We start from the raw sequence: 24236 nt of genomic DNA, 5'->3' as shown, positions 1-24236 counted from the left end.
GCCATCACAATGACCGCCCGCCTGACGGCCCCCGCCTGACACCACCTGTTCCGGCGGATTGCGATGGCCTGGCGGTCCGCATCCCGCCCGTCTCGGATCCGAGACGGCGACCGCGGCCAGGTTGCTGCCCGAGAGGGGTGTGGCGGATCACACTGAGCACGTGGAGCCGGTGGAGATTCTCGGGGCTGGACTGACCCCGTTGGAGGCCGTGGCGCTCGGGCAGCGGCGGACTGCGGTGCGGCTGAGTGACGTCGCGCGCAAGCGGATGCACGAGTCGGCGCTCGCGGTGGCCGAGGTCGCTCAGCGGCGGCCGGTGTACGGGCGGACCACCGGGGTCGGCGCCAACCGCGACGTGCTGACCTCCGACCCCGAGCACGGCGCCCGGTTGCTCGGATCGCACTCCACCACCGGTACGACGTCGTACCCGAAGGACGTGGTCCGGCTCGGGCTGCTGATCCGGGTCAACCAGCTCGCGTCCGGCGGGTCCGGTCTGGAGCCCGCGGTCGCCGACGCGATCGTCGCGCTGCTCAACGACGACGAGTTGCCCGACCTGCACCGCGGCGGCGCCATCGGGACCGGCGATCTCGGTCCGCTGGCCGAGCTCGGCCTCGCCCTCGGCGCCGTCGTCGACGGGACCAGCGCACTGCCGCTGCTCTCCAGCAACGCGATCACCTTGGCCGAGTGTTGCCTCGCGTACGTCGAGGCCGCCACGCTGATCAACGTCGTGCCGCTGGTCGGCGCCCTCTCGCACGTCGCCCTGCGCGGCAACGCCGAGGTGTACGACGTCCGTGTGCACGAGGCTCGCCCGCAACCAGGTCAGGTCCGGGTGGCACGCCGGATGCGCGGGTTGCTCGAGGAACTGCCGATTCCGCCGGCCCGGGTCCAGGATCCGTTCGGGCTCAGAGCCTTCGCCCAGGTACTCGGACCGGCCGTCGACCATGTGGATGCACTCGGCAACAGTATCCGGATCGACATCAACGCGTCCGCCGAGAACCCGCTCGTGGCCGGGGACACCGTGCTGCACAACGGCAACTGGCACGCGATGCCGATCGCGCTCGCCCTCGACTCGCTGCGGCTGAGCCTGCACAGCGTCGCGACCCTGTCGACGTCCCGCGTCGCGAACCTGGTCGACCCGGAGTTCACCGGCCTGAGCCGGTTCCTGGCCAGCGGCGCGGAGGCGAGCTCGGGCGTGATGATGATCGAGTACGTCGCCCACGACGCGCTGGCCGCGGTCCGTTCGGCCGCGCAGCCCGCGACCCTCGGTACGGCGACGCTGTCTCGCGGAGCCGAGCACCACGCCAGCTTCGCGCCACAGGCCGCCGTACTGACGGCTCAACTCCTCGACGCGCTTCGCGAGGTGCTGGCCAGTGAGCTGGTCACCGCCGTACGGGCGATTCGCCTTGCAGGCTTGACGCCTGACGATCTCGCACCGGCTGCGGTCGGGCCGTGGCTGGCCGACGCGCTGGCCGCGTTGCCGGGTGACCTCGCGGACCGATCGCTGCGGGAGGACCTGGAGATCGCCCGCGGCCTGCTCACGCAGTGGGGCGATCGCCAGGTCGAACATCCCGCCGAGGCGGGCTAGAGCTCCTTGAGGTCGAAGGCCTGCGCCATTGCCTTGAAGCCTTCGGCGTTCGGGTGCAGGTGGTCGCCGACGTCGTACGCCGGCAGCATCTTGGACGGTGCGGCCGGGTCGCGGACCGCCTTGTCGAAGTCGACGACGGCGTCGTACTCACCCGACGTCCGGATCCAGTGGTTGAGCGCCTGCCGGTCCGCCTCACCCTCGGGCGTGTAGTAACCGGCGCCCTCGTACGGCGTCAGCGTCGCGCCGATCACCTTCAGCCCGGCCTGGTGCGCCCGTTGGATGAACTGCCGGTGCACCGCGATCAGCGCCGCCGGCTCGACCGCGCCGCGGCTGCCACCGATGTCGTTGATGCCTTCCAGCAGTACGACGGTCTGCACACCGGCCTGCCCGATCACGTCCCGGTCGAACCGCGCCAGCGTCGAGTCCCCCGCCGTACCGGCGTTGTTGAGCAGGCGGTTGCCGCTGATCCCGGCGTTGAGGACACCGAGCTCGCGGTGCGCCGGCTGGGCCAGCAAACGGTCGGCCAGCTGGTCCGGGTACCGCTGGTTCTGGTCGATCGGCGACACGACGCCGTCGGTGATCGAGTCGCCGAACAGCACGACCGATCCGCGCACCCGGCTGCGGACGTCGACACCTTCGATGATGTAGCGGGCCATCCCGGAGATCGCCTGGTACTGCGAGCCGTCGCCGCCGGTCTGGTCACCGGTGGCCCGGAAGCTCGTCGCGTATCCGGCCGGGTGCTGGGTCAGCGGACCTGTTGGACCGGGGAAGTACGTGCTGATCACCAGGTCGGTGTCATCCGGTACGGCGACGCGCACCGGGTCGGACACCCACTCAGCACCTACCGGGATCGTGACCGACGGCTGGCCGCCGAACAGCACCTGGACCAGCTTGGCCGGCTGGACCGTCGGCGTACCGGCAAGGTCGTCACTCCGCGGGGTCAGCGTCACGTTGCCGACGACGAGCGGAGACGTGCCGTAGACGTTGGACAACCGCAGCCGCAGCTCCGAGCCGCCGACGCTCAGGTGAGCCACTTGCCGCAGGGTCGTGTCGGTGACACCGGTGGCCGAGAGACCCGACGTACCGGGTGGAGTGACGGCGACGGCCCAGCTGCCGATCCAGTCGGGTGACAGCGAGGCCGATGCGGTGGGCGTGAGCGGGATCGCGAGCAGAGCCAGAGCGGCGACGAGCTGTTTGAGACGACGCATGGGACCACCTTCGTCTGGGCGGAAACGGGGTGTTCCGTTCGATCTCACCCAGAGTCGCCACTCACTCGCAACCGGTCATCGGTGAACGGTCGATCTTCGGAGCCGAACGCACATCCTGTCAGAGCCGGTGGTACGCCTTCAGGGTGCGGAGGGCGGCGATGGTGACGATGCCGCGGTACTCGAGGGTGGCGGCCTGGCCGGGAGGTTCCCAGGTGATGGCCCAGCCGCCGTCGGGCTGCTGGTCGGCGATCAGGCGGTCGAGGTGGGCCTCGATCTGGGCGTCGTCGAAGAGCGGTCGCCAGAAGCTTTCCGGGGTCGGGGCGAAGTGCAGCGGGGTGACGCCGTACGTCGGGTCCGCGGCGTCGGCGCGGTACCAGTTGAGCTTGGGCAGCCAGTCGCGGATCTTGTCCAGGTCGACGTCGTCGGTGTGCTCCAGGAACTCCATCGAGACGTGCATCCCGTGGGCGTCCTCCGGGAAGCCCTTGGCCAACTCGGCTGCGCACCAGGCGGCGACCTTGTCCCGCCACGGGTGCTCGAAGCCGAACCGGTAGAGCTGCCCGACCAGGCCGGCCGTCGGGTTGAGGCTCGGCTCGTAGGTCCACTCGCTGATGTGCTCGGCCCGCGGGTAGCCCTCGACAGCAGGGCCGCACAGCGGGACGGCACCGTCGGGCGTCGCAATCGACTGCAGCCAGTCGACGGCCCGCCGGATCATGTCGTCGTCACGCGCCCCGGCCGTCAGCAGCGTCTCGAACGCGACCTGCACGTCCAGCGGCAAGCTGTCCGGGCACCGCTTGTCCGGCTCGAGCCCGTGCCCGAACCCACCGTCCGCGTTCCGGTAGCCGCGCAGCGCGTCCACGACCCCACCCGGATCGGCCCCCTCGAAGACCGTGCCGAACACCCGACGCTCGAGCAACCGCGCTTCCCGCCGTACGAAATCCCGTCCCGCACCGAAGATGTCCATACCCCCACCTTGACGCACCCCCCGGACAAAGTCTTGAACGAAACAGACACGAGCCCACGCTGGAGTCCGCACCGGTCGGGGGCGGGTGGGAGCACGGGTAGCAGGCGCGACGCAGGAGCACCGCGCAGCACGCGGGGGCTCACACCACACTCCCACCCAATGCGAGCCGTCTCACCCACCACAGCACGCATTCACCCCGCGGGCGGCAGCCCGCAAACCCCGGCGGCAGCCGGGAAAGGAACGCACGGCGCTAAGCCGGGGGCGGGTGGGAGCGCGCGTAGCGGGCGCGACGCAGGAGCGACCGCGTAGCACGCGTGGGTGCGCACCACGCTCACGGTTCGAAGCGGTAGCCCATGCCTGGTTCGGTGAGGAGGTGTTTGGGGCGTGCTGGGTCTGGCTCGAGTTTGCGGCGGAGTTGGCCCATGTAGAAGCGCAGGTTGCCGCCGGCGGTTTCGTAGCCGGGGCCCCAGACCTCGGTGAGGAGTTGGCGTTGGGACATCAGCTTGCCGGGGTGCCGGACCAGAACCTCGAGCAGGTGCCATTCGGTGGGGGTGAGCCGGATGTCCTCGCCGTTCTCCAGCGTGACCCGCTTCGCGGCGAGGTCGACCGACGCGCCGCCCACCGTGACCACCGGCTCGTCCTGGGAGAGGTTGCTGCGGCGCAGTACGGCGCGCATCCGGGCCAGCAGCTCGTCGATCCCGAACGGCTTGGTCACGTAGTCGTCGGCGCCGGCGTCCAGCGCCTCGACCTTGTCCGTCTGGTCGGTCCGCCCGGACAGCACCAGGATCGGCGCCTCGGTCCAGCCGCGCAGACCACGGATCACGTCGACCCCGTCGAAGTCCGGCAGCCCGAGGTCCAGGATCACCAGCTCCGGCGGGTGCTGCGCCGCCACCTTCAACGCCGCCGTACCCGAGCCGGCCAGATGCACCTCATACCCCCGGGCCCGCAGATTGATCTGCAGCGCCCGAACAATCTGCGGTTCGTCATCCACCACCAACACGCGGGTCATTCATGCACCTCCGGTGCGGAGCGTTCGCGGGCGCCGGGTACTGGTGCGTCGGCCGGCCGCAGAGTCGCAGTCGGGATTGAGACCACCATCGTCAGGCCGCCACCGGGGGTGTCCTCCGGCTGAACCGTGCCCTGCATCGCCTCGGCGAGGCCGCGGGCGAGCGCGAGTCCGAGTCCGACGCCGACAGTGTTGTCGGTGTCGCCGAGCCGCTGGAACGGCGCGAACACCCGGTCCCGGTGCTCGCGCGGGATCCCGGGACCGCGATCGATCACCCGGATCTCCACGGTGTCGCCCAGCGCACTCCCGGTCAGCAGGGGCGGACGCCCGGGTGGCGAGTAGCGCAGCGCGTTCCCGACCAGGTTCACGATCACCCGCTCGAGCAACGCCGGGTCGGCCTCGACCAGCGGCAGCGTGTGCGGGATGTCCACGGTCACCTTGTCGCCGTCGTCACCGAGCTCCGCGAGTACGCCGGGCATCACCTCGTCCAGCGCCATCGGCCGAGTGAAGACAGGCAGTACGCGGGCCTGCAGCCGACTCAGGTCGAGCAGGTTGTCCACGAGCCGCGTCAGCCGGTCCAGCGACTCGTCCGCGGTCTCCAGGAGCTCGGCCCGCTCCGACTCACTCCACTCGACGTCGTCGCTGCGCAGGCTGGTCACCGACGCCTTCGCCGAGGCAAGCGGTGACCGCAGATCGTGGCCGACGGCCCGGAGCAACGCCGTACGGAGCTTGTCTGCCTCGGCAAGCGGCTTGGCCTCGGCGGCGGCCTCGCTCAGCCGGGCCTTGTCCACCAGCGCGGCAGCGTGCGCAGCGAACGCGCCGACCAGGCGACGCTCGTCGGCGGCCAGCCGGTGACCCTGCAGGACGAGGACGAGATTGTCGCGCGCCGGGATCTCCGCGTCGCCGTCCTCCGGGCGGCCGCAGGTCATCGTGCCGGCCGACGCCAACGGTCGCCAGACCTCGGTCAGCTCGTCGTCGTCCACCCGCTCCATCAGGCACGCGCCGGTCATCCCGAAGGCTTCGCGGACCCGCTCGAGCAGCGCGGGCAGGGCGGTCTCGCCCCGCAGGACGGACCCGGCCAGCGTCGCCAGCGTCTCCGACTCGGCGGCCGCCCGGGCGGCCTGTCTGGTACGTCGTGCCGCCCGGTCGACCACCGAGCTCACCATCGCCGCGACCAGCACGAAGATCACCAGGGCGAGCGCGTTGTTCAGCTCGGCGATGGTGAACGTCCGGGTCGGTGGGGTGAAGAAGTAGTTGAGGACCAGCGAGCCGCCGACGGCGGTGACCATCGCCGGCCACATCCCGCCGACGAGGGCGACCACGACGACAGCCAGCAGGAACGCCAGCACGTTGCTGGTCAGGTTCAGGCTGTCGCCGCCCAGTCCGAGCAGCAGCGCGAGGACCGGCGGCAGCACGACGGAGAGGACGAAGCCCTGGATCTTGCGCCGCCGGGACAGGCTGCCGTGCAGCCGCGGCAGCCGGCCGCGGCCCATCTGCGAGTGAGTGACGATGTGTACGTCGATGTCGCCGGAGTCGCGGATCGTGCTGGCCCCGATCCCGGGCCCGGTGAGCAGCGAGCCGAACCGGGAGCGCCGGCTGCCGCCCAGCACCAGCTGGGTGGCGTTCTCGGCCCGGGCGAAAGTCAACAAGGCCGCGGGTACGTCGTCCCCGACGACCTGGTGGTACGTGCCGCCGATGCTCTCGACCAGGTTGCGCTGTTCGGCGAGGCGGGTCGGGTTGGCGCCGGTCAGGCCGTCGGACCGGGCGACGTGGACGGCGAGCAGGTCTCCTCCGGAGGATCTGGCGGCGATGCGGGCGGCACGCCGGATCAGTGTCTCGCCCTCGGGGCCGCCGGTGAGGGCGACCACCACCCGTTCCCTGGCTTCCCAGGTCGAGTCGATGTCATGTTGGGCACGGTACTGCTGCAGGCCCGCGTCCACCCGGTCGGCGAGCCAGAGCAGCGCGAGTTCGCGCAGGGCGGACAGGTTGCCGACCCGGAAGTAGTTGCCCAGGGCAGCGTCCACCTTGTCCGCCGCGTAGACGTTGCCGTGCGCCATCCGCCGGCGCAGCGCCTCCGGAGTCATGTCGACCAGCTCGATCTGGTCGGCGGCGCGGACCACCCGGTCCGGCACCTTCTCCTGCTGCGGCACACCGGTGATCTTCTCGACCACGTCGTTGATCGACTCCAGGTGCTGGATGTTGACCGCCGAGATCACGTCGATCCCGGCGGCCAGCAGCTCCTCGATGTCCTGCCAGCGCTTCTCGTTCCGGCTGCCCGGCACGTTGGTGTGCGCCAGCTCGTCGACCAGCGCCACCTCCGGACGCCGGGCCAGCACGGCGTCCACGTCCATCTCGGTGAAGCTGGCGCCGCGGTAGTCGATGATCCGCCGCGGCACCACCTCCAGGCCTTCGACCATCTCGGCGGTGTGCACCCGCCCGTGGGTCTCCACGAACCCGACCACCACGTCGGTGCCGCGGTCGCGCCGCCGCTGGCCCTCACCCAGCATCTTGTAGGTCTTCCCGACGCCGGGCGCGGCACCCAGGTAGATCCGCAGATGCCCACGGCCGCTACTGCTCATATGCCCATGCTCTCAGAGTGCGGCCAGCGCGTTGTTGAGCTTGACCACGTTCACCCGGGGCTCACCGAGGAAGCCGAGCGTGCGACCCTCCGTGTTGTCCTTCACAAGCTTCTCGACCGTGGCGACCGGCAGCCCGCGCTCCCGCGCGACCCGGTTCACCTGCAGAGCGGCGTACGCCGGGCTGATGTGCGGGTCGAGGCCGCTGCCGCTGGCCGTGACCGCGTCCGGCGGCACCTGGGACGGGTCCACACCCTCCAGCGCTGCTACCGTCTGCCGGCGCTCGTCGATCAGCTTGAGCAGCTCGGGGTTGTTCGGCCCGTACTGCGAGGCCGCGCTGCCCATCGCGTCGTAGTCGACCGCGGACGGCCGGGTCTGGAACCACTTCGGGTCGGCCGCCATGATCGCGTCGCCGTCCGCGTCCTTCTTCCCGGTGTCCCGGGTGTAGGCCTGCCCGATCAGGTCCGACGCGGTGTCCTTGCCGTTCACCTGGACGACCGAGCCGTTCGCGTTCCCTTGGAACAGCGCTTGCGACGCCGCGGTCATCACCAGCGGATAGACGATGCCGAGAGCAACGGTGAAGAACAGCAGGGCCCGTACGGCGACCCCGAACTGCCGGACCGAGCCGGGCAGATTGCTTGCCATAATCAACTACCTTTCATCGCAGACCGGGGATCAGCGAGATCACCAGGTCGAAGAGCTTGATGCCGATGAACGGGGTGATCAGGCCACCGACGCCGTACACCAGCAGGTTGCGCCGCAGCATCGACGACGCCGAGGACGGCTTGTACCGGACCCCGCGCAGCGCCAGCGGGACCAGGGCCACGATGACGAGCGCGTTGAACACGATGGCGGACACGATCGCCGACTCCGGCGAGTGCAGCCCCATGACGTTCAGCTTGTCCAGCCCCGGGTACGCCGCCGCGAACAGCGCCGGCAGGATCGCGAAGTACTTGGCCACGTCGTTCGCGATCGAGAACGTGGTCAGCGAACCACGGGTGATCAGCAACTGCTTGCCGATCTCGACGATCTCGATCAGCTTGGTCGGGTTCGAGTCGAGGTCGACCATGTTGCCGGCCTCCTTCGCGGCCGACGTGCCGGTGTTCATCGCCACCCCGACGTCGGCCTGGGCCAGCGCCGGCGCGTCGTTGGTGCCGTCACCGGTCATCGCGACCAGCCGGCCGCCCTCCTGTTCCTTCTTGATCAGCGCCATCTTGTCCTCGGGCGTCGCCTCGGCCAGGAAGTCGTCGACCCCGGCCTCCTCGGCGATCGCCTTCGCGGTCAGCGCGTTGTCACCGGTGATCATCACGGTCCGGATGCCCATCGCGCGCATCTGGTCGAACCGCTCCCGCATGCCTTCCTTGACCACGTCCTTGAGGTGGATCACGCCGAGCGCCCGGGCCTTGCCGCCGCTCGTCTCGGCGACGACCAGCGGGGTTCCGCCCGAGGCCGAGATGCCGTCGACGAGCTCGCCGAGCTTCGGGTCGGTGGTCCCGCCGTGGCCGTGGATCCAGGCGTTGACCGCGCCGGCCGCGCCCTTGCGGACCTGCCGGCCGTCCACGTCCACACCGCTCATCCGGGTCTGCGCGGTGAACTCCACGAACGTTGCGTGCGGCAACTCTCCGGTGTGCCGCTCACGCAGTCCGTACCCGTTCTTCGCCAGTACGACGATCGAGCGGCCCTCCGGCGTCTCGTCCGCCAGGCTGGACAGCTGCGCCGCGTCCGCGAGCTCGGTGTCGGTCACACCCTCGACCGGGATGAACTCCGACGCCTGCCGGTTGCCCAGCGTGATGGTGCCGGTCTTGTCCAGCAGCAGCGTGTTCACGTCACCCGCGGCTTCGACCGCGCGGCCGGACATCGCGAGCACGTTGCGCTGCACCAGCCGATCCATGCCGGCGATGCCGATCGCGGACAGCAGCGCGCCGATGGTGGTCGGGATCAGGCAGACCAGCAGGGCCACCAGGATCACGATGCTGAGGTCGGTGTCGGCGTAGTTCGCGAACGTCGGCAGGGTCACCGTGGCGATCATGAACACGATCGTCAGGCTGGCCAGCAGGATGTTCAGCGCGATCTCGTTCGGTGTCTTCTGCCTCGACGCGCCCTCGACCAAGGCGATCATCCGGTCGATGAAGCTCTCGCCGGGCCGGGTGGTGATCTTCACGACGATCCGGTCCGACAGCACCTTGGTCCCGCCGGTGACCGCGCTGCGGTCACCGCCGGACTCCCGGATGACCGGAGCCGACTCGCCGGTGATGGCCGACTCGTCGACACTCGCGACACCCTCGACGACGTCGCCGTCTCCGGGGATGATCTCGCCCGCCTCGACGACCACGAGGTCGCCGAGCTGGAGCTGGGTGGCCGGCACCTCCTCCTCGCGGTCGCCGGTCAGCCGCCGGGCGGTGGTCTCGGTCTTGGCCCGGCGCAGGGTCTCGGCCTGGGCCTTGCCGCGGCCTTCCGCGACGGCCTCGGCCAGGTTCGCGAAGATCACCGTCAGCCAGAGCCAGACCACGATCCACCAGACGAACACGCTGGAGTCGGTGAAGGCGAAGATCGTCGACGCGACCGCGCCGACCTCGACCACGAACATCACCGGGTTCCTCACCATCACCCGCGGGTCGAGCTTGCGCAGCGCGTCCGGCAGGGAGGTCAGCAGCATCTTCGGGTCGAACAGACCCGACGGCGCCTTCTTCGCCACCCGCTCCGGCGCCTTCTTCGGCGCCGGCGAGGCGGTCTTCAACAGCGTGGTCACAGTCCCTCCGCGAGGGGTCCGAGAGTCAGTGCGGGAAAGTAGGTCAGGCCGGTCACGATCAGCACGACGCCGACGAGCATCGTGACGAACAGGGCCTTGTGGGTGGGCAGCGTGCCCTGCGTCACCGGCACCGGTTGCTGGCGGGCCAGCGAGCCGGCCAGGCCGAGGGCGAGCACGATCGGCACGAACCGGCCGAGCAGCATCACCAGCCCGAGCGCGGTGTTGTAGAACGGGATGTTCGCGCTGATCCCGCCGAACGCGCTGCCGTTGTTGTTGCCCGCCGACGTGAAGGCGTACAGCACCTCGGAGAAGCCGTGCGGGCTGTCGGTGTTGAAGATCGAGGCCCGCGCCACCGCCAGCCCCATCGCGATCGAGGCGCCGACCAGCACCACGGTCGGCGTGGTCAGGATGTACAGCGAGACCAGTTTCATCTCGCGGGCGGTGATCTTCTTCTTCAGGTACTCCGGGGTCCGGCCGACCATCAGGCCCGCGACGAACACGGTCAGGACGGCCAGGATCAGCATGCCGTAGAGCCCGGTGCCGGTGCCGCCCGGCGTGACTTCGCCGAGCATCATGTGGAAGAGCGCCGTACCGCCGCCAAGGGCGGTGAACGAGTCGTGCGCCGAGTTCACCGCGCCGGTCGACGTACCGGTGGTCGAGCTCGCGAAGAGTGCGGAGGCCCATTCGCCGAAGCGGATCTCCTTGCCCTCCATCGCGGCGCCGGCCGCCTGGGTCGCCGTACCCGCGCCCTGGTTCTCGAAGAACGTGGCGGAGAAGGTGAAGGCGGCCCACAGCGTGCCCATCACGCCTAGGATCGCGTAGCCCTGCTTCTTGTCCTTGATCAGTACACCGAAGGTCCGGGTCATGCAGACCGGGATCAGCAGCAGCAGGAAGATCTCGAACAGGTTCGACAGCGGGTTCGGGTTCTCGAACGGGTGCCCGGAGTTGGCGTTGTAGTAGCCGCCGCCGTTGGTGCCGAGCTCCTTGATGACCTCCTGGCTGGCGACCGTGCCGCCCGGGATCGTCTGGCTCTGGCCGACCACCGAGGTGACCTCGTGTCCGCTGGAGAAGTTCTGTACGACGCCCATCGCGACCAGCACCAGGGTGCCGATGATCGCGATCGGGAGCAGGATCCGCAGCGTGGTGCGGGTCAGGTCGACCCAGAAGTTGCCCAACCGGTCGGTCTTGGACCGGGCGAAGCCGCGGATCAGCGCGACCGCGACGGTCATGCCGACGGCCGCGGACAGGAAGTTCTGGACGGCGAGGCCGGCGAACTGGACCAGGTGGCCCATCGTCACCTCGGGCGAGTACGACTGCCAGTTGGTGTTGGCGACGAACGACGCGGCGGTGTTGAACGCCAGCCCGGACTCGACGCCGGGCAAGCCGTTCGACAGCGGCAGGTGACCCTGCACGCGCTGCAGGATGTAGAGCAGCACGACGCTGACCGCGGAGAACGCGAGCAGCGACCGGGCGTAGACGGCCCAGGTCTGGTCCGCCTTCGCGTCGACGCCGAGCAGCTTGTAGGCCCCGCGCTCGATCCGCAGGTCCTGGTCGGACGAGTAGACCCTGGCCATGTAGCCGCCCAGCGGCCGGTAGGCGGCGGCCAGGCACGCGAGGAGGAGGCCGACCTGTAACAGGCCGGCGGCGGTCTCGGACATCAGAACCTCTCGGGAAAGATCAGAGCGGCGACGAGGTAGAGGACCAGAGCAACGGCCACGACAAGGCCGGCGATGTTCTCCGGGGTCACAACTTCTCCACTCCGCGCAGCGCGAACCAGACGGCCGCGAAGACGACGACGGTGACGGCGAGGTAGATCACGTCAGCCATGCCGGCGCCACCTCACACAGAAAGTGCTCATGCCCCCACTGCACACCGCTCGCTGCCCGGTCAGGAGTGTTCTCACAGCCCTCTCACAGCGGCTGACAGACCTCTCACGGCGCTCTCACGAGCACTGATTCCGACGGCGATCTTCGGGTGGGACTTCGCGCTGCGGCCCGCAGTCCGCATACTTACGCCTGGCAATCACCAGCCCACTGATTGATAAGGGAAGAACAGCTAGTGACTGAACTGGATATCGCCCCGACCGAGCAGTTCTTCTCCGCGGAGACCCGGGAGGCGCTCGCCGAGGCGAGCCGCCGGCTGGCCGAGCGGCTCCAGGCCCACACCGAGGCCTTGCTGGCGATGACCGGCGACGAGGAGCAGACCGCGATCTACGACCAGAACGCGGCGCTCGAGGAGCTCGTCGAGAGCTGGAACGACGCCGTCTTCGAGCACACCGGCACGGCGCCGCTGCTGCTGGACGACAGCGCCGACGACGAGGACGACGAAGAGGTCGAGCAGGACCAGGTGATCAGCGTGGTGTCACGCTTTGACCTGCGCGTGGTCGACCTGGACGCGCTGCTGGAGGCCGGCCGGGCCGCGCAGGAGCGGCACCCGGCCGAGCTGGACGAGACCGGCGAGAAGGACCCGGTCGACTCGGCCGAGCAGGCGATCTACGAGATCAGCCGTGAGGTCGGCGAGGCGTGGTTCGAGCTCCCGGGGATCGAGATGGTGGCCGGCGCCCGCGCGTACGTCGTACCGGAGCGCCCGTTCGAGCCGCTGGACGCGGACGCCGAGGACGTCGTCACCGAGCTCATCGCCCCGAACGGCGTCGCCACCCACGCGGAGACCTGGGCCTAGACGCGGAGTTCACCGTCCAGCGTGGTGACCGCGGAGCCGCTCAGGTAGACGCGGTCACCGGCTGCGGTGACCTGCAGGACACCGCCTCGGGCGGAGGCCTGGTAGCCGACCAGGTCGTCCCGCCCGAGGCGCCCGGCCCAGTACGACGCCAGCGCGGTGTGCGCACTGCCGCAGACCGGGTCCTCGGCGATCCCGGCGGCGGGCGCGAAGAACCGCGAGACGAAGTCGTACTCCTGACCCGGCGCCGTGACGATGGTGCCGCGGTTGCCGTCGCGGCGGTTGACCGCCTCCAGCGCGCCGATGTCCGGCGTGACCGCCCGCACCGCCGCCTCGTCCGGCAGCACCACCAGCACGTCGGTCAGCGCACCGGTGCTGTGCACACTCTCCGGCTGCACGCCGAGCGCCTCGACCAGACCATCCGGTACGGCGGTCTCCGTAGTCGGCGAGATCGGGAAGTCGAGGGTGATCGCGTCGCCGACGGACGCGAGCAGGATGCCGCTGCGCGTGCTGAACCGGACCTTCCCGCCGACCAGCCCGTCGCCCGCCAGCACGTGCGCGGTCGCGAGCGTCGCGTGCCCGCACATGTCGACCTCGATCGTCGGCGTGAACCAGCGCAGGTCCCAGTCCGCGTCGGCCTGCTCGGAGGGCCGCGCGAAGGCGGTCTCGGACAGGTTCATCTCCGCCGCGACGTCCTGCATCCAGCCGGCGTCCGGCCACGCCCCGGCCGCCAGCACGCACACCCCCGCCGGATTCCCGCCGAAAGCCCGCTCCGCAAACGCGTCGACCACCCTGATCCTCATGCGCCCGACGCTAGATTTCCGAGAGCCGTGAATCCATAGCCACTTCCAGACCCGGTGGACCGGTTACGCCATTGCCGCGGCCTCGACCTCCAGGAGCCAGTTCTCCCACCCCACCAACCCGGCCGAAGGCCGGCTGCTTCACGCCATTGCTACTGCTTCGATCTCCAGGAGCCAGTTTTCCGAGTAGATGTCGCAGATGATCACCGTGAGCGCCGGGGCGTGGTCGCCGAGGACCTCCTCGCGGATCTTCGAGTTGAGCGCCCGGAACTGCCGGTCCGACAGGTACGTCGTCACCTTCACCAGGTTCTTGGTACCCATCCCGGCCTCGGCCAGCACCGCGAGCACGTTCCGCCAGACCATCCGGCACTGCGCCTCGAAACTCTCCGGCACCCGCCCGTGCTCGTTGCCCCACGGCACCTGGCCGCTGACGAACACCATCCGCCGGGCGCCGTCCACCTGCACGCCGTGCGTGTAGTTGCCCGTGGCCGCCGGCAGGATCGCCGGGTTCAACGGCGCGATCGCAAACGCCATAGGTCGTCCCCCTCCACTCCACTAGTCCCCGCCCCCGGGTGTCAGTACTGCCCTCATGTCTACCCTGCCGACCCCAGTCGACACACGCCTCGGCCCGGATCGATGAGGAACCGACAAACAAGTGACATCCACCGGCCGCACCGTGCCCATCCCCTCGGCACGGGTAAAGAAGAAGCCCGGCGGCGGGACCGGTGGGTTCCGCGCGCCGGGCTTGGCGGGGCAGGCCTGCCTGGTGACCAGGCCCGACCCGGGCTGGTTCAGTCGAGGGGGCGGAGCTCGTCGGCGTAGGAGACGGAGACTCGGCGGAGGACGCCGTCCTTCACGGAGTACTGGCCCATCCGCCACAGTGGCGGGCTGTAGGCATGGACGGTGACGCTGCCCTTGTCGAGGCCGGTCAGCCGGTGGATGTGGTCGGGGCCGAAGCCGTAGACGTCGCCGGCCTCCACCTCGGTCTCGATCGACTCGGTGCCGATGGCCAGGTTGTGCTCGACCAGCTTGCCCTTGGCGACGGCGACCGCGCCCGAGGAGACGTCGTGGTCGTGCCAGCCGGTGTCGTTGACCGGCGTCCAGCAGATCAGCCAGACGTCGACGTTGGCGTCGCGGTGCAGCGAGGCGAACACCCGCTCCTCGTCGCTGTAGGCGACCTTGTCCTCCCACAGGTGCGGCTGCGCGGCGATCGACGAGGCCAGCTCGGACAGCTCCTGCGGGTCGAGGTCCCGGCCCGGAAGGTCGTCCAGCGAAAGACAGTTGTTGAGATCCACAAGCCGGCTGGGCTGGCGCGCCGGGACGTTCGGGACGTCGATGGGCTGAGCAGTCACTGCACTCCCCTCTCAGGAGATGGTTTCCCGGCCCCGTAGAGGAGCCGGTGTGGGTTGTCGTGGCAGATCACCGCGGTCGCGGCGGCGCCTTGGCGGTGGTCGGTGATCCCGGCGTACGGCCGGTCGGTGCCGTGCACGACCTGGTCGATGCCGAGGACCCGCGCGACCGCGTCGATCCCCTGCGGGCCGTAGCTCGAGGTGTCGACGTACAGGTTGGGGTCGATGGTGCCGAGCCGGCCGCCGCGGGCGGCGAGCCGTTCGTGGTGGACAGGCGCGAGGCCGGCCGCGGCGACGAAGCACAGCCGCAACTGCGGGAACTCGCGGCGGCCGCCGTACGCGTGCCAGGCCCACCATGCGGCCTGCAACTGGTTCGCGTAGTCGACGACGGGCGCCCACCAGCCGGGAGCCTCGTCGATCGGCTGCGCAGCGCCCGGGTGGACGAGGATCGGCTTGTTCAGCCGCTCGGCAGTCGCCAGCAGCTCGGCCTGCGCGGCCCAACCGGCCGGCGTGCCGAGGACGTGCGCCGGCAGCTGCACACCGAGGAATCCGTTGCTCAGCAGGGATTCCAGGTCCTGAAGATCGGGCTCCAGCAGGCTGACCGACGCCCAGGCCTTGAACGGCTCCGGCAGGGTGGCCGCGCCGAGGTGCCACGCGTCGAGTAGCGCACGGTCGCCGAGCTGCTCCACGCCGAGCGGACTCGACAGCGACACCGCGGCGAGCGCCGTACCGACGTCCTGCTCCAGCGCCACCCGCTTGTCGATCGCGTGCGCCGCCGGGTCGACCTCGTACGGAGCTTCGGTCCCGGTGTGCAGCGTCCAGCCATCGAGGTACGGCGCGGCGCGGCGCGCCCGGAGCCGGTCGACGAACTCGGCCGGCCACAGGTGCTGGTGGACGTCGATCACAGCTGCACCGTCCCGGGATTGATCAGATTGAAGCGCTTCAGGATGTCTAGAGTGAAGCGCTTCAAAGGAGCTGTTGTCAAGTTTCTGTCCGAAGGACGGGCTAGGGTTCAAGGCATGTCCGGAAACGCCCGGAGGCCAACCCTCAAGGACATCGCCGCCGAGACCGGTCTCTCGATGGCAGCCGTGTCCTACGCGCTGCGCGGCCTGCACGGGACGCCGGAGACCAGGCAGCGGGTTCAGGACGCCGCGGAGCGGCTCGGCTACCAGGCGGATCCGGTCGCCCGGGCCCTCGCGTCCGGCCGGAGCGGCTCCATCGGCGTGCTGTGCGCGTCCCTCGAGGACCTCTGGCAGCAGCGTCTCGCCGCCGCGCTCGGCCGGGAGCTGCTGGCGCCGGACCGGAACGCCTGGATCATCGACTCGGCCGGCGACGGCGACCGTCAGCTCGAGCTCGCGCAGCACCTGGTCGACCACCGCGCCGACGCGATCGTGGTGATCCCGGTCAACCCGGCCGCGAAGGGCTGGGCCAAGATCGCCCAGCAGGCGCCGGTGATCGCGATCGGTGACGCGCTGGCGGGCGCGAAGGCGAAGTCCGAGGTGGTGTTCGACAACGAGAGCGGCGTCAGCACGGCGCTGCGCCGGCTGGCCGATGCGGGCCACCGGACCGTGGCGGTGCTCAGCCCGTCGCACCGTTTGGAGATCCAGCGACCGGCCGAGGAGATCGCTCAGCGGGTCGCCGTCGGCCTGAAGCTCAAGGTCCGCATCATCCCGTGCCCACACGACCTGTCCGGCGCCACCGAGGTCGCCCGCGAGCTGCTCAGCAGCACCCCGCGCCCGACCGGCATCCTGGCGCTCGCCGACTCGATGGCCTTCGGCGTGTACGCGGCCAGCCGCGAGCTCGGCCTCCGGGTCCCAGAAGACCTCTCCCTGCTCGGGTACGACGACCAGCCGATGAGCCAGCTGCTCACGCCGCCACTGTCGACCTTCCACTGGCCGCTCGACGACCTGGTCGCCGATGTGGTGGCGCGGGTCACGTCCGCCGTCGACACCAACCGCCGCGTCCGTCGTACCACCGTCGCCCCGACCCTGATCGAGCGCGGCTCGGTCGCCGCCCCGCCCACCTGACCGGCGCGGCGACGACCCCTGAGCCACAACATCCACCCCGTGAAACTAAACCAATCCGATCGACTTACTTCCCGCCGTCCACCATGTGGTCAGACGCCGGAAGGCCGGCCGAGCGGGGACGCTCGACCGGCCTTCGCGGGGTGGCGAATTACTTGGTGCCGAAGACCTGGATCTCGGTCAGGTCGGTGAACTGGCAGCCGGCGTAGCCGCCCGCCGGGCAGTTCGTGGCGAAGTCCGGGACCTGCGGGCTGAGCAGCCAGACCCGCACGTACTGGACGTCGGTCGCGTTGCCGCTCGGGGTGAGCAGGTTGTACTTGCCGACGTTGGCCGCGGTGAAGGTGCCCTCCTGAGCGGTCGCCCAGGTGGTGCCGTCGGCCGACGTCTCGATCCGGTACTGGCCGGTCGCGGCGTCCTCCGGGTCACCGCAGGTGTTCGACGGGTCGACGTTGAACGCGCTGATGTCGACCTTCTCCGGAAGCTTGATGTCCACGTGCTTCGGCACCATCACGCCGGTCGGCGTGCCGTTGTCGTCGCCGGTGGTGCTGCCCCAGCCGGTGCCCTGGGCGTTGTCGATCGCACCGCCCGGGCCGCAGCCGTAGTCGGTGTAGTCCGGGCCGTTGAAGTCCGTCACCGAACCGCCGCCGGACGCGGCCGCCCAGTTGCGGCGCGGCGCGAAGTCCGCCTTGCTGCCGGCCTTCACGGTCACCTTCTGGACGATCAGCTCGTAGCCGGGGCCGGCCACGACGACCTTCGGGTAGGTGCCCGGGGCAACGTTGGTGATGGTGTACTTGCCGGTCGCGTCCGTCACGCTGGAGTAGTCGCCCGCGTAGCCGGAGGCGTGACCGCCGATGTAGACCAGCGCGCCGGCCACCGGAGCACCGGTGTCCTTGTCCGTCACGGTCCCGGTCAGGGTCGTGGTCGCACCCGTCGGCGGCTTGTGGAAGTCCTCCGCCGGGAACGCGTCGCCGCCGTCGACGACACCGGCGTACCAGCCCATGCCGCGGTTGGCGAACACGGTCCAGATGACGTCGGCGTTCTTGCCGCCGCTGGCGACCAGGTCGGCCTGCACGATCGCGTTGCGCATGTCGAGCATGGTCGGGTCGGCCGGCGACAGCTCCATCGCCCGGGTGATCAGGCTGACCGCGTAGCCGCGGCCGAAGCGCTCCCGCAGGTCCCACAGCGTCTGCGCCCAGACCTCACCGGACGCGTGCACCTCCGGCGATCCGCCGATGGTCGGGAAGTCGCCGTACGTGTAGCCGCCCTTCGAGCCGTCCGGCTGGACGCAGTTCGGGCTGACGGACTTGACCCGGCAGTCCATCGCCTGGGTGCGGATCGAGCCGCCGTTGGTGACGTACTTGCCCTCGAGCACCTCGCCCGGCGCGGTGGTGTCCTTCTCCAGGCCGTGCGAGACCAGGTAGTCGAGCGCGTAGAAGTCGCTCCAGGCCTCGCCCATCGAGCCGCCCTGGATGCTGTTCAGCGTGGAGTTGCCGGTGGCGTCGACGACCAGCCGGTTCGACAGGCCGTGGGTGTACTCGTGGTAGAGGATGTCCGCCGAGCTCGACGAGCTGCTCGGCACGAACCCGCCCTTGAACAGGTACATCTGCATGGTCGGTGGGGTGCCGTCCGGCGGGGTGCTCATGTTCGCGTTGTTGGCGTGGTCGGCGTCCGGCCCGCCGTCGGCGCCGGTGGCCGCGCCGTCGAGGGCGTTCAGCAGCACCGGGTCACCGCCCGCGGCGTCGAACGAGCCGGCCGCCGGGGTGAAGCTGATCGGCGGCTTGGCCAGCCAGTCGTGGAAGTTGCTGGCCAGGTAGAACCCGTTGGTGACGTCCTGGTTCATGTTCGTCTTCCAGGAGTCCGGCTTGGCCGGGTCCCAGGTGCAGATGTACGACGTCGAGCAGGACGACGCGGCGTTCGGGAACGAGACCAGCTTGAACTCGGCCGCGGTCTTGGTGCCCGGCACCTTGACGGTCTCGCCGGCGTTCGGCTGGTTGTCGTCGTTCAGGTCCGCGAAGGCCGCGACCGAGGTGCCCTCGAGCAGGGTCTTCGCGTTCTTCGGCAGCCACTTGTTGTAGACCAGGTTCTCGACCCGCTGCGTGCCGCCCTTCGGGGCGCCCGGGTAGTTGTCCACCACCAGGGCGTCGCCGAGGCCGTCGCTGGACAGGTTCCGGCGGTAGAGCAGGCCGCCGGTCTGGGCGTCGATCACGTGCGTGTAGATCTTGGTGCCGCCGGTGTTGGTGTAGGTCATCCAGCCCTTGCGCAGGCCGTCGGCGGTGTGGAACCAGACCAGCTTGGCGGTGTCGCCGTTGCTCCACTTGGAGTCCGCGCCGGTGGCCTTCGCGGTCGCCGGCTTCGCCGTACCGCCGACGTCCTTGGCCGCGGCGGTGCGAGCCTCCGCCGCGGTCAGGCTCGGTGCGGCGGCAGCGGACCGGCCCTGCGCCTGCGAGGTCAGGCCGGCCACCGGAGCGCCCATGACCGAGATCAGCTGGCCGTTCTTGGTGACGTTGGCCTTCAGTCCGTTGCCGAACACCTCGACGCCGTCGACCACCTGGGACCAGAACACGTGGTGCGTGCCGAGGTCGTCGACGTAGTCCTTGCGCAGCTTCAGCGTGGCCAGGTCGGCCTCGGAGAGCTTGAAGATCTCGGGGTGCGCCTTCACGTAGTTCAGCGCGATGTCCTGGGCCTTCTTGGCGCTCCGGCCGGTCAGGAAGCCGTCCAGCTTCGTCACCTGGGCCGGAGTGCCGGTGTTCGGGTCCACCTCGACGACGCCCTGCGTGCCGAGCGAGTTGCGGAACTTCTCCGAGGCGGCCGACTCCTTGCCGGCCACCTTGGCGGCCCGGGCGTACGTCGTCTTCGCGCTCGGGATCCGGGCGTCGTAGTACCCCTTCTGGTCCTTGCTATAGGTCTTCCCGGGCTGGGCCGCCGGGCCCTGGTCCGGGCCGGCCGTCTGCGCGGCCGTGGCACCGCCGGCGGCGGTCACGACCAGCACAGTGGCTGCGGAGACAGCGGTGGCTGCCAGGAGCCCCCGCCCTCTGCGTGATGTGGTCACAGCAACGCTCCATGGAGTTGGGTGCGCGGATCGCCCTCCACGATCCGTCCGGGGGCGACCTTAGGCCGCGAAGAGGTTCCCGAGGAAGGAAAATCACCGGAACGGCGTGGAGACGAGGGATGTCCTTCGTGCCCGGAACAGTACTAGGAGCACCAGCAGAATGGTTGCACCCGGCCACGAAGCTGCCGTCGTGAGTGTCGGGCCGCCCCGATGCACGACCGACCCACCCCAACACCTGCCAGGTGGCTCGAGGAGTGGACCTGGGCCTACCCCAGAACGGGCGGACCCTAATCGCGGCAGGGTCCGCCCGTTCGCTCAGAAGGCGCCGGCTCCGTTCGGAGTGCCGAGGCCGGTCGGGCCGTCCCAGCCGGTGCGTGCGGTGCACCACTGGGTCGTCGGGCAGCTCCCGTTGCTGCCGCTGGTCACGTCGAACAGCGAACCCGGGTGCGCGTACGGCAGCGCGTTCGCATAGCCGCTGGTGTTGCCGGACAGCGCGTAGACCGCGGCGATGATCGGCGCGGCCTCACTGGTGCCGCCGAACTGCGCCCAGGTCGACGCCGTCTTGGTGGTCGGGTAGTAGATCGCCATGCCGCCCTTGGCCGGGTCGGCGGCCGCGGACACGTCGGCCATCGCCCGCTTCGAGCAGCCGGTGCCGAAACTCGCGGCCGCACTCAGCGCCGTGTTGTACGTCGAGCAGCCCGAGCCGGCGCCGTCCCACACGGTCTCGCTCCAGCCACGACTGTTGCTGGCCGCAACAAGCGATGTACCGCCGACGGCTGTCGTGTAGGACGACGAGGCCGGGTAGCTGCCACCCTGGTAGCCGTCGTCACCGGTCGATGCGGTGACCGCGATGCCCGGGTGGTCGTAGTAGCTGCCGTACGTCGCGTCGGACGCGTCACCACCGCCGTAGCTGTTCGAGATCGCCACCACACCGGGCTGCTTGGACGCGGTCACGACGGCGGCGCCGAGGTCGGCGAAGCTGGCCGAGTTGGCCTGGACGACGACGATCTTCGCATCGGGTGCGGCGGCCGAGACGGCGTCGACGTCGAGGGCCTGCTCACCGGCCCAGCCCGCGTTGAAGCGCGGCAGCGCCGTACCGCCGGTCTGGTCGATGATCCGCAGGCAGCCGTCGGCCGTGGTACACGCGGACAGGCCGAACTGGGACCGGTAGACGCCGAGGTCGCGCTCCAGGTTGGGGTAGCCGTAGGCATCGACGATCGCCACCGTGCGGCCGCCGGCGCTCAGGCCGTTGAGCTTGTACGCGTCCCGCAGGCCGGCCGGGGTGAGCCCGGTCGACGGCGGGGTGGTCGACGCCGGCGCGACACCTTTGTCGTTCACCAATTGCTCCGCGTTGCAGGTCGCGGTGTGCGCGGCCTTGGTGGCCGAGCAGACCTTGGACGCGTGCTTGCCCGCGGTGTACGGGGTGGGGGCCGCGACGGCCCCTTGTGCGGTCAGACCCGCGACGGCAAGTGCGCCGACGCCCAGGGCGGACACGAGAATCCGTTGCCTCAACAGAACTCCTCGAGCTGGGCAGGTCTCCGCCCCACGGACCTTCATCAGGCCGGGGGCGGAGACCGGCGTGGGTGGGGTGCTCGAAATCGTCCGCCCGCGCAGGTGCCGGAATCCAGCGATCGGATCCACGACAAATGTCATGGGTTTGAACCCGGCGGCGGCCGGAATTCCGCGTGCTGACGGGGATTCCGGTCCGCCGCCGGGGCCGAAGGATTCCCCCTGACTTTTCCGCGACCGGCCCTTGACATGGTTTCGGCCTCCGGGCGTAAGGTGGCGAGAAATCGATTTCCCGCCTGCTGGAGGTCCACCGATGTCCGAGCTCAGCCGTCGACGTTTCCTCCAGGCCGCGGGCGGTACGGCGCTCGCCGGCGCGCTGGCCGGATGCGGTGGCAGCGACGACGGCGGGGGTGGTTCGTCGACCCGGCAACTGTCGTTCGTCTACATGGGCACCGCGGAGCAGCAGGCCACCTGGAACAAGCTGTTCGCGAAGTTCGGCGAGCAGCACCCGGAGATCAAGCTCAAGGCCGAGGGCATCCCGCTGTCGAACTGGGGCGACTTCTTCAACAAGCTGTCCACCCGGCTGGCCGGCGGCCAGGTGCCGGACGTGATCCAGGTGGCGACCGAGGGCCAGCGGCTGTTCGCGTCCAAGGGCCTGCTGGCGCCGCTCGACGACTACATCGGCAAGGACAAGGCGACGATCGACGAGTACTACGCCGACATGGACCCGAACTTGATCGAGTGGAACAAGAAGTACAGCTCCACCGACGGCAAGACCTACTACCTGCCGGGCGAGTTCAACACGATGTGCATGTGGTACTCGAAGGAGCTGTTCGCGAAGGCTGGTGTGCCCGAGCCGACCGCGCAGTGGACCTGGGACGACTTCCGGAAGGCCTGTGAGCAGATCAAGGCCAAGACCGGCGCCTTCGGGTACGCCGCCGGCCCGGAGTACTTCGCCGCGATCATGCCCTGGCTGCTCACCAACGGGACGAGCAGCTTCAGTGACGACTGGTCGAAGCCGACGTTCGACGACCCAGCCGTGCTCGAGGCAGCCGAGTTCAACCGGGCGCTCGTCGCCGACAAGTTGTCGCCACCTCCCGGCGGCACGTTCGACGCGACCACCGCGGCGGCACAGGGGAAGCTGGCCATGTTCGGTGGCGGCCGGTGGCCGATCATCAGCATCCGCAACCTGAAGGCCACCGCGAAGATGGGCATCGTGCCCTGGCCGACCAAGGTGAAGCAGGGCTCGCCGGTGGGCTGGAACGGCTACCCGATCATGAAGGCGTCGAAGCAGAAGGACGACGCCTGGACCTTCATCAGGTTCCTGATCTCCAAGGAAGGCTCGTCGTTCTTCGCCCAGCTCGGTGGCACCATCGTCCCGGCCCGCAAGTCGATCGCGAACAGCGAGTCGTTCCTGACCGACGCGCCGAAGGGCACCGAGTACCTCTACCAGGCGCTGAGCTACGCGACGCCGATCCCGTCGCCGGACAAGGGCGCCGCCGTACAGAAGGCTGTGGAGGACGGGTGGAAGCAGGTGCTGACCGGCAACGCGTCCCCGGCCGACGCCCTCGGCAAAGCACAGACCGCGCTGGAGGGACTGGTTTGAAACCACAGCGGCGGGACTGGCTGCCCGGCTACCTGTTCATCAGCCCAGCCGTCCTGCTCTTCGTGGTCTTCGTCGCCGCTCCCCTGGTCGCCGCGTTCGGGCTGAGCCTGTTCCACTGGGACCTGCTCAGTACGCCGGAGTTCGCCGGGCTGGACAACTTCCGGCAACTCGTGACCGACGAGGACACGATCCGCGCGGTGATCAACACCTTCGTGTTCGCGATCTCGTCGGTGGTGACGCACATCGGCTTCGGCATGCTGCTCGCGCTCGGGGTGCACCGGACGATGACGCGCGGTACGAAGTACTTCGTCCGGACCGCGTTCTTCTTCCCGTTCCTGGTCTCCTGGGCCGCGGTCGCGCTGATCTGGAAGTACGTCCTGGATCCGACGTTCGGCCTGGTCAACCACTACCTCTCCGCGACGACGAACTGGCTGGCCTCCCCGACCTGGGCGTTGCCGACGTTGATCGCGGTGGACTGGTGGCACACGATCGGCTACACGTTCATCATCTTGCTGGCCGGGCTGCAGACGGTGCCGGCCCAGCTGCACGAGGCCGCTCGCGTCGACGGCGCGAACGCGTGGTGGCGGTTCTGGAGCGTCACGATGCCGGTGATGTCGCCGACGATCTTCTTCGCCACCGTGATCACCTTCATCGGCGCGTTCCAGATCTTCGACCCGATGGTGATCATGACGCAGGGCGGGCCGGACGGCGCGACCCGGAGCATCGTGATGTACACCTACGAGAAGGGCTTCCAGTCCTTCGAGGTCGGGTACGCCGCCGCGCTCTCGCTGGTGCTGTTCGTGGTGATCATGATCGTCACCGGGCTCCAGTTCCGGCTCAGCCGCCGGTGGGTGCACCAGTGAAGGGCAAGCTGGTCGACCTGGTGCTGGTGGTCGCCGGGCTGCTGATGATCGCGCCGCTGGTCTGGCTGATCGTGAACGCGCTGTCCGAGCCGATCGACGCGTTCCAGCTGCCGCCGCGGTGGATCCCGCGGCCGCCGACGCTGGAGAACTTCCAGCAGGTGCCGGATCTGATCCCGTTCGCGCAGATGGCCTGGAACAGCTTGCAGATCGCGGTCATCACCACCGCCGGGTCCCTGCTGACCAGTGCACTGGCGGCGTACGCCTTCTCCCGGCTGCGC

General features: G+C 69.6%; 19 protein-coding genes and 1 pseudogene. 6 read left to right on the top strand and 14 right to left on the bottom strand.

Going from position 1 to position 24236, the window contains the following annotated elements; genetic code table 11:
* Window positions 1-160: 160 nt before the first annotated feature.
* Entirely contained in the window at window positions 161-1582 is a 1422-nt protein-coding gene (locus tag ACWCOV_RS25970; protein ID WP_449831907.1) for an aromatic amino acid lyase, read from the top strand.
* Here ACWCOV_RS25970 and ACWCOV_RS25965 read toward each other — a convergent pair.
* From ACWCOV_RS25965 to kdpF, 8 genes are all read right to left on the bottom strand, one after another.
* The gene (locus ACWCOV_RS25965) at window positions 1579-2790 is read right to left on the bottom strand and encodes an SGNH/GDSL hydrolase family protein (protein WP_449831906.1); all 1212 of its coding nucleotides are present in this window, start codon (window positions 2788-2790) and stop codon (window positions 1579-1581) included. The genes ACWCOV_RS25970 and ACWCOV_RS25965 overlap by 4 nt on opposite strands.
* 118 nt (window positions 2791-2908) lie before the next feature.
* Entirely contained in the window at window positions 2909-3751 is an 843-nt protein-coding gene (locus tag ACWCOV_RS25960) for a hypothetical protein (protein WP_449831905.1), read from the bottom strand.
* A gap of 331 nt (window positions 3752-4082) precedes the next feature.
* Window positions 4083-4760, bottom strand: a complete 678-nt coding sequence (locus ACWCOV_RS25955; protein WP_449831904.1) for a response regulator — start codon at window positions 4758-4760, stop codon at window positions 4083-4085.
* Entirely contained in the window at window positions 4757-7336 is a 2580-nt protein-coding gene (locus ACWCOV_RS25950; protein ID WP_449831903.1) for a DUF4118 domain-containing protein, read from the bottom strand. The genes ACWCOV_RS25955 and ACWCOV_RS25950 overlap by 4 nt, the downstream gene beginning before the upstream one ends.
* Before the next feature lie 12 nt (window positions 7337-7348).
* On the bottom strand, window positions 7349-7978 hold the full coding sequence (gene kdpC / locus ACWCOV_RS25945) for a K(+)-transporting ATPase subunit C (RefSeq protein ID WP_449831902.1): 630 nt from the start codon (window positions 7976-7978) through the stop codon (window positions 7349-7351).
* 13 nt (window positions 7979-7991) lie between these two features.
* Window positions 7992-10028 carry a potassium-transporting ATPase subunit KdpB gene (gene kdpB, locus ACWCOV_RS25940; RefSeq protein ID WP_449831979.1) on the bottom strand — a complete coding sequence of 679 codons (2037 nt, stop codon included), beginning with the start codon at window positions 10026-10028 and terminating at the stop codon, window positions 7992-7994.
* A gap of 50 nt (window positions 10029-10078) precedes the next feature.
* A complete protein-coding gene (gene kdpA, locus ACWCOV_RS25935; protein ID WP_449831901.1) occupies window positions 10079-11740 on the bottom strand; it encodes a potassium-transporting ATPase subunit KdpA in 1662 nt (553 codons plus the stop codon).
* A complete protein-coding gene (gene kdpF / locus ACWCOV_RS25930) occupies window positions 11740-11829 on the bottom strand; it encodes a K(+)-transporting ATPase subunit F (RefSeq protein WP_449831900.1) in 90 nt (29 codons plus the stop codon). The genes kdpA and kdpF overlap by 1 nt, the downstream gene beginning before the upstream one ends.
* 311 nt (window positions 11830-12140) lie before the next feature.
* On the opposite strand from kdpF, the gene ACWCOV_RS25925 reads away from it, so the two are divergent.
* Window positions 12141-12761 (top strand): hypothetical protein, encoded by a 621-nt coding sequence (locus ACWCOV_RS25925; RefSeq protein ID WP_449831899.1) that lies wholly within the window; start codon window positions 12141-12143, stop codon window positions 12759-12761.
* On the opposite strand, the gene ACWCOV_RS25920 is transcribed toward ACWCOV_RS25925, so the two are convergent.
* The 4 genes from ACWCOV_RS25920 to ACWCOV_RS25905 all read right to left on the bottom strand — a co-directional run bounded on the left by ACWCOV_RS25920 (window position 12758) and on the right by ACWCOV_RS25905 (window position 15812).
* Window positions 12758-13561, bottom strand: coding sequence for a PhzF family phenazine biosynthesis protein (locus tag ACWCOV_RS25920; protein WP_449831898.1), 804 nt, complete (start codon window positions 13559-13561; stop codon window positions 12758-12760). The two genes, ACWCOV_RS25925 and ACWCOV_RS25920, sit on opposite strands and share 4 nt — an antisense overlap.
* Window positions 13562-13699: 138 nt before the next feature.
* Complete coding sequence (locus ACWCOV_RS25915; RefSeq protein WP_449831897.1) at window positions 13700-14092, bottom strand: RidA family protein; 393 nt, start codon at window positions 14090-14092, stop codon at window positions 13700-13702.
* Between the two features lie 257 nt (window positions 14093-14349).
* Window positions 14350-14910: a cysteine dioxygenase gene (locus ACWCOV_RS25910; RefSeq protein ID WP_396351149.1), complete on the bottom strand. Its 561-nt coding sequence runs from the start codon at window positions 14908-14910 to the stop codon at window positions 14350-14352.
* Window positions 14907-15812 carry an amidohydrolase family protein gene (locus ACWCOV_RS25905; RefSeq protein ID WP_449831896.1) on the bottom strand — a complete coding sequence of 302 codons (906 nt, stop codon included), beginning with the start codon at window positions 15810-15812 and terminating at the stop codon, window positions 14907-14909. The genes ACWCOV_RS25910 and ACWCOV_RS25905 overlap by 4 nt, the downstream gene beginning before the upstream one ends.
* Window positions 15813-15926: 114 nt before the next feature.
* On the opposite strand from ACWCOV_RS25905, the gene ACWCOV_RS25900 reads away from it, so the two are divergent.
* Window positions 15927-16934, top strand: coding sequence for a LacI family DNA-binding transcriptional regulator (locus tag ACWCOV_RS25900; protein WP_449831895.1), 1008 nt, complete (start codon window positions 15927-15929; stop codon window positions 16932-16934).
* A gap of 148 nt (window positions 16935-17082) precedes the next feature.
* On the opposite strand, the gene ACWCOV_RS25895 is transcribed toward ACWCOV_RS25900, so the two are convergent.
* Window positions 17083-19980: a M36 family metallopeptidase gene (locus ACWCOV_RS25895; RefSeq protein ID WP_449831894.1), complete on the bottom strand. Its 2898-nt coding sequence runs from the start codon at window positions 19978-19980 to the stop codon at window positions 17083-17085.
* A 315-nt stretch (window positions 19981-20295) separates the two neighbouring features.
* Window positions 20296-21492 carry a S53 family peptidase gene (locus ACWCOV_RS25890; RefSeq protein ID WP_449831893.1) on the bottom strand — a complete coding sequence of 399 codons (1197 nt, stop codon included), beginning with the start codon at window positions 21490-21492 and terminating at the stop codon, window positions 20296-20298.
* Between the two features lie 310 nt (window positions 21493-21802).
* Between ACWCOV_RS25890 and ACWCOV_RS25885 the strand changes: the two genes are divergently transcribed.
* The 3 genes and pseudogenes from ACWCOV_RS25885 to ACWCOV_RS25875 form a co-directional block, all read left to right on the top strand.
* A complete protein-coding gene (locus ACWCOV_RS25885) occupies window positions 21803-23095 on the top strand; it encodes an ABC transporter substrate-binding protein (protein WP_449831892.1) in 1293 nt (430 codons plus the stop codon).
* On the top strand, window positions 23092-23958 hold the full coding sequence (locus ACWCOV_RS25880) for a carbohydrate ABC transporter permease (protein ID WP_449831891.1): 867 nt from the start codon (window positions 23092-23094) through the stop codon (window positions 23956-23958). The genes ACWCOV_RS25885 and ACWCOV_RS25880 overlap by 4 nt, the downstream gene beginning before the upstream one ends.
* Window positions 23955-24236: pseudogene (locus ACWCOV_RS25875) on the top strand (carbohydrate ABC transporter permease); the annotation flags it as partial. The gene ACWCOV_RS25880 and the pseudogene ACWCOV_RS25875, both read left to right, overlap by 4 nt.

The sequence above is a fragment of the Kribbella sp. NPDC002412 genome, assembly GCF_053592935.1.
Note: the sequence above shows the minus strand (reverse complement) of the source record. Positions and strands in the feature narration are given on the sequence as shown.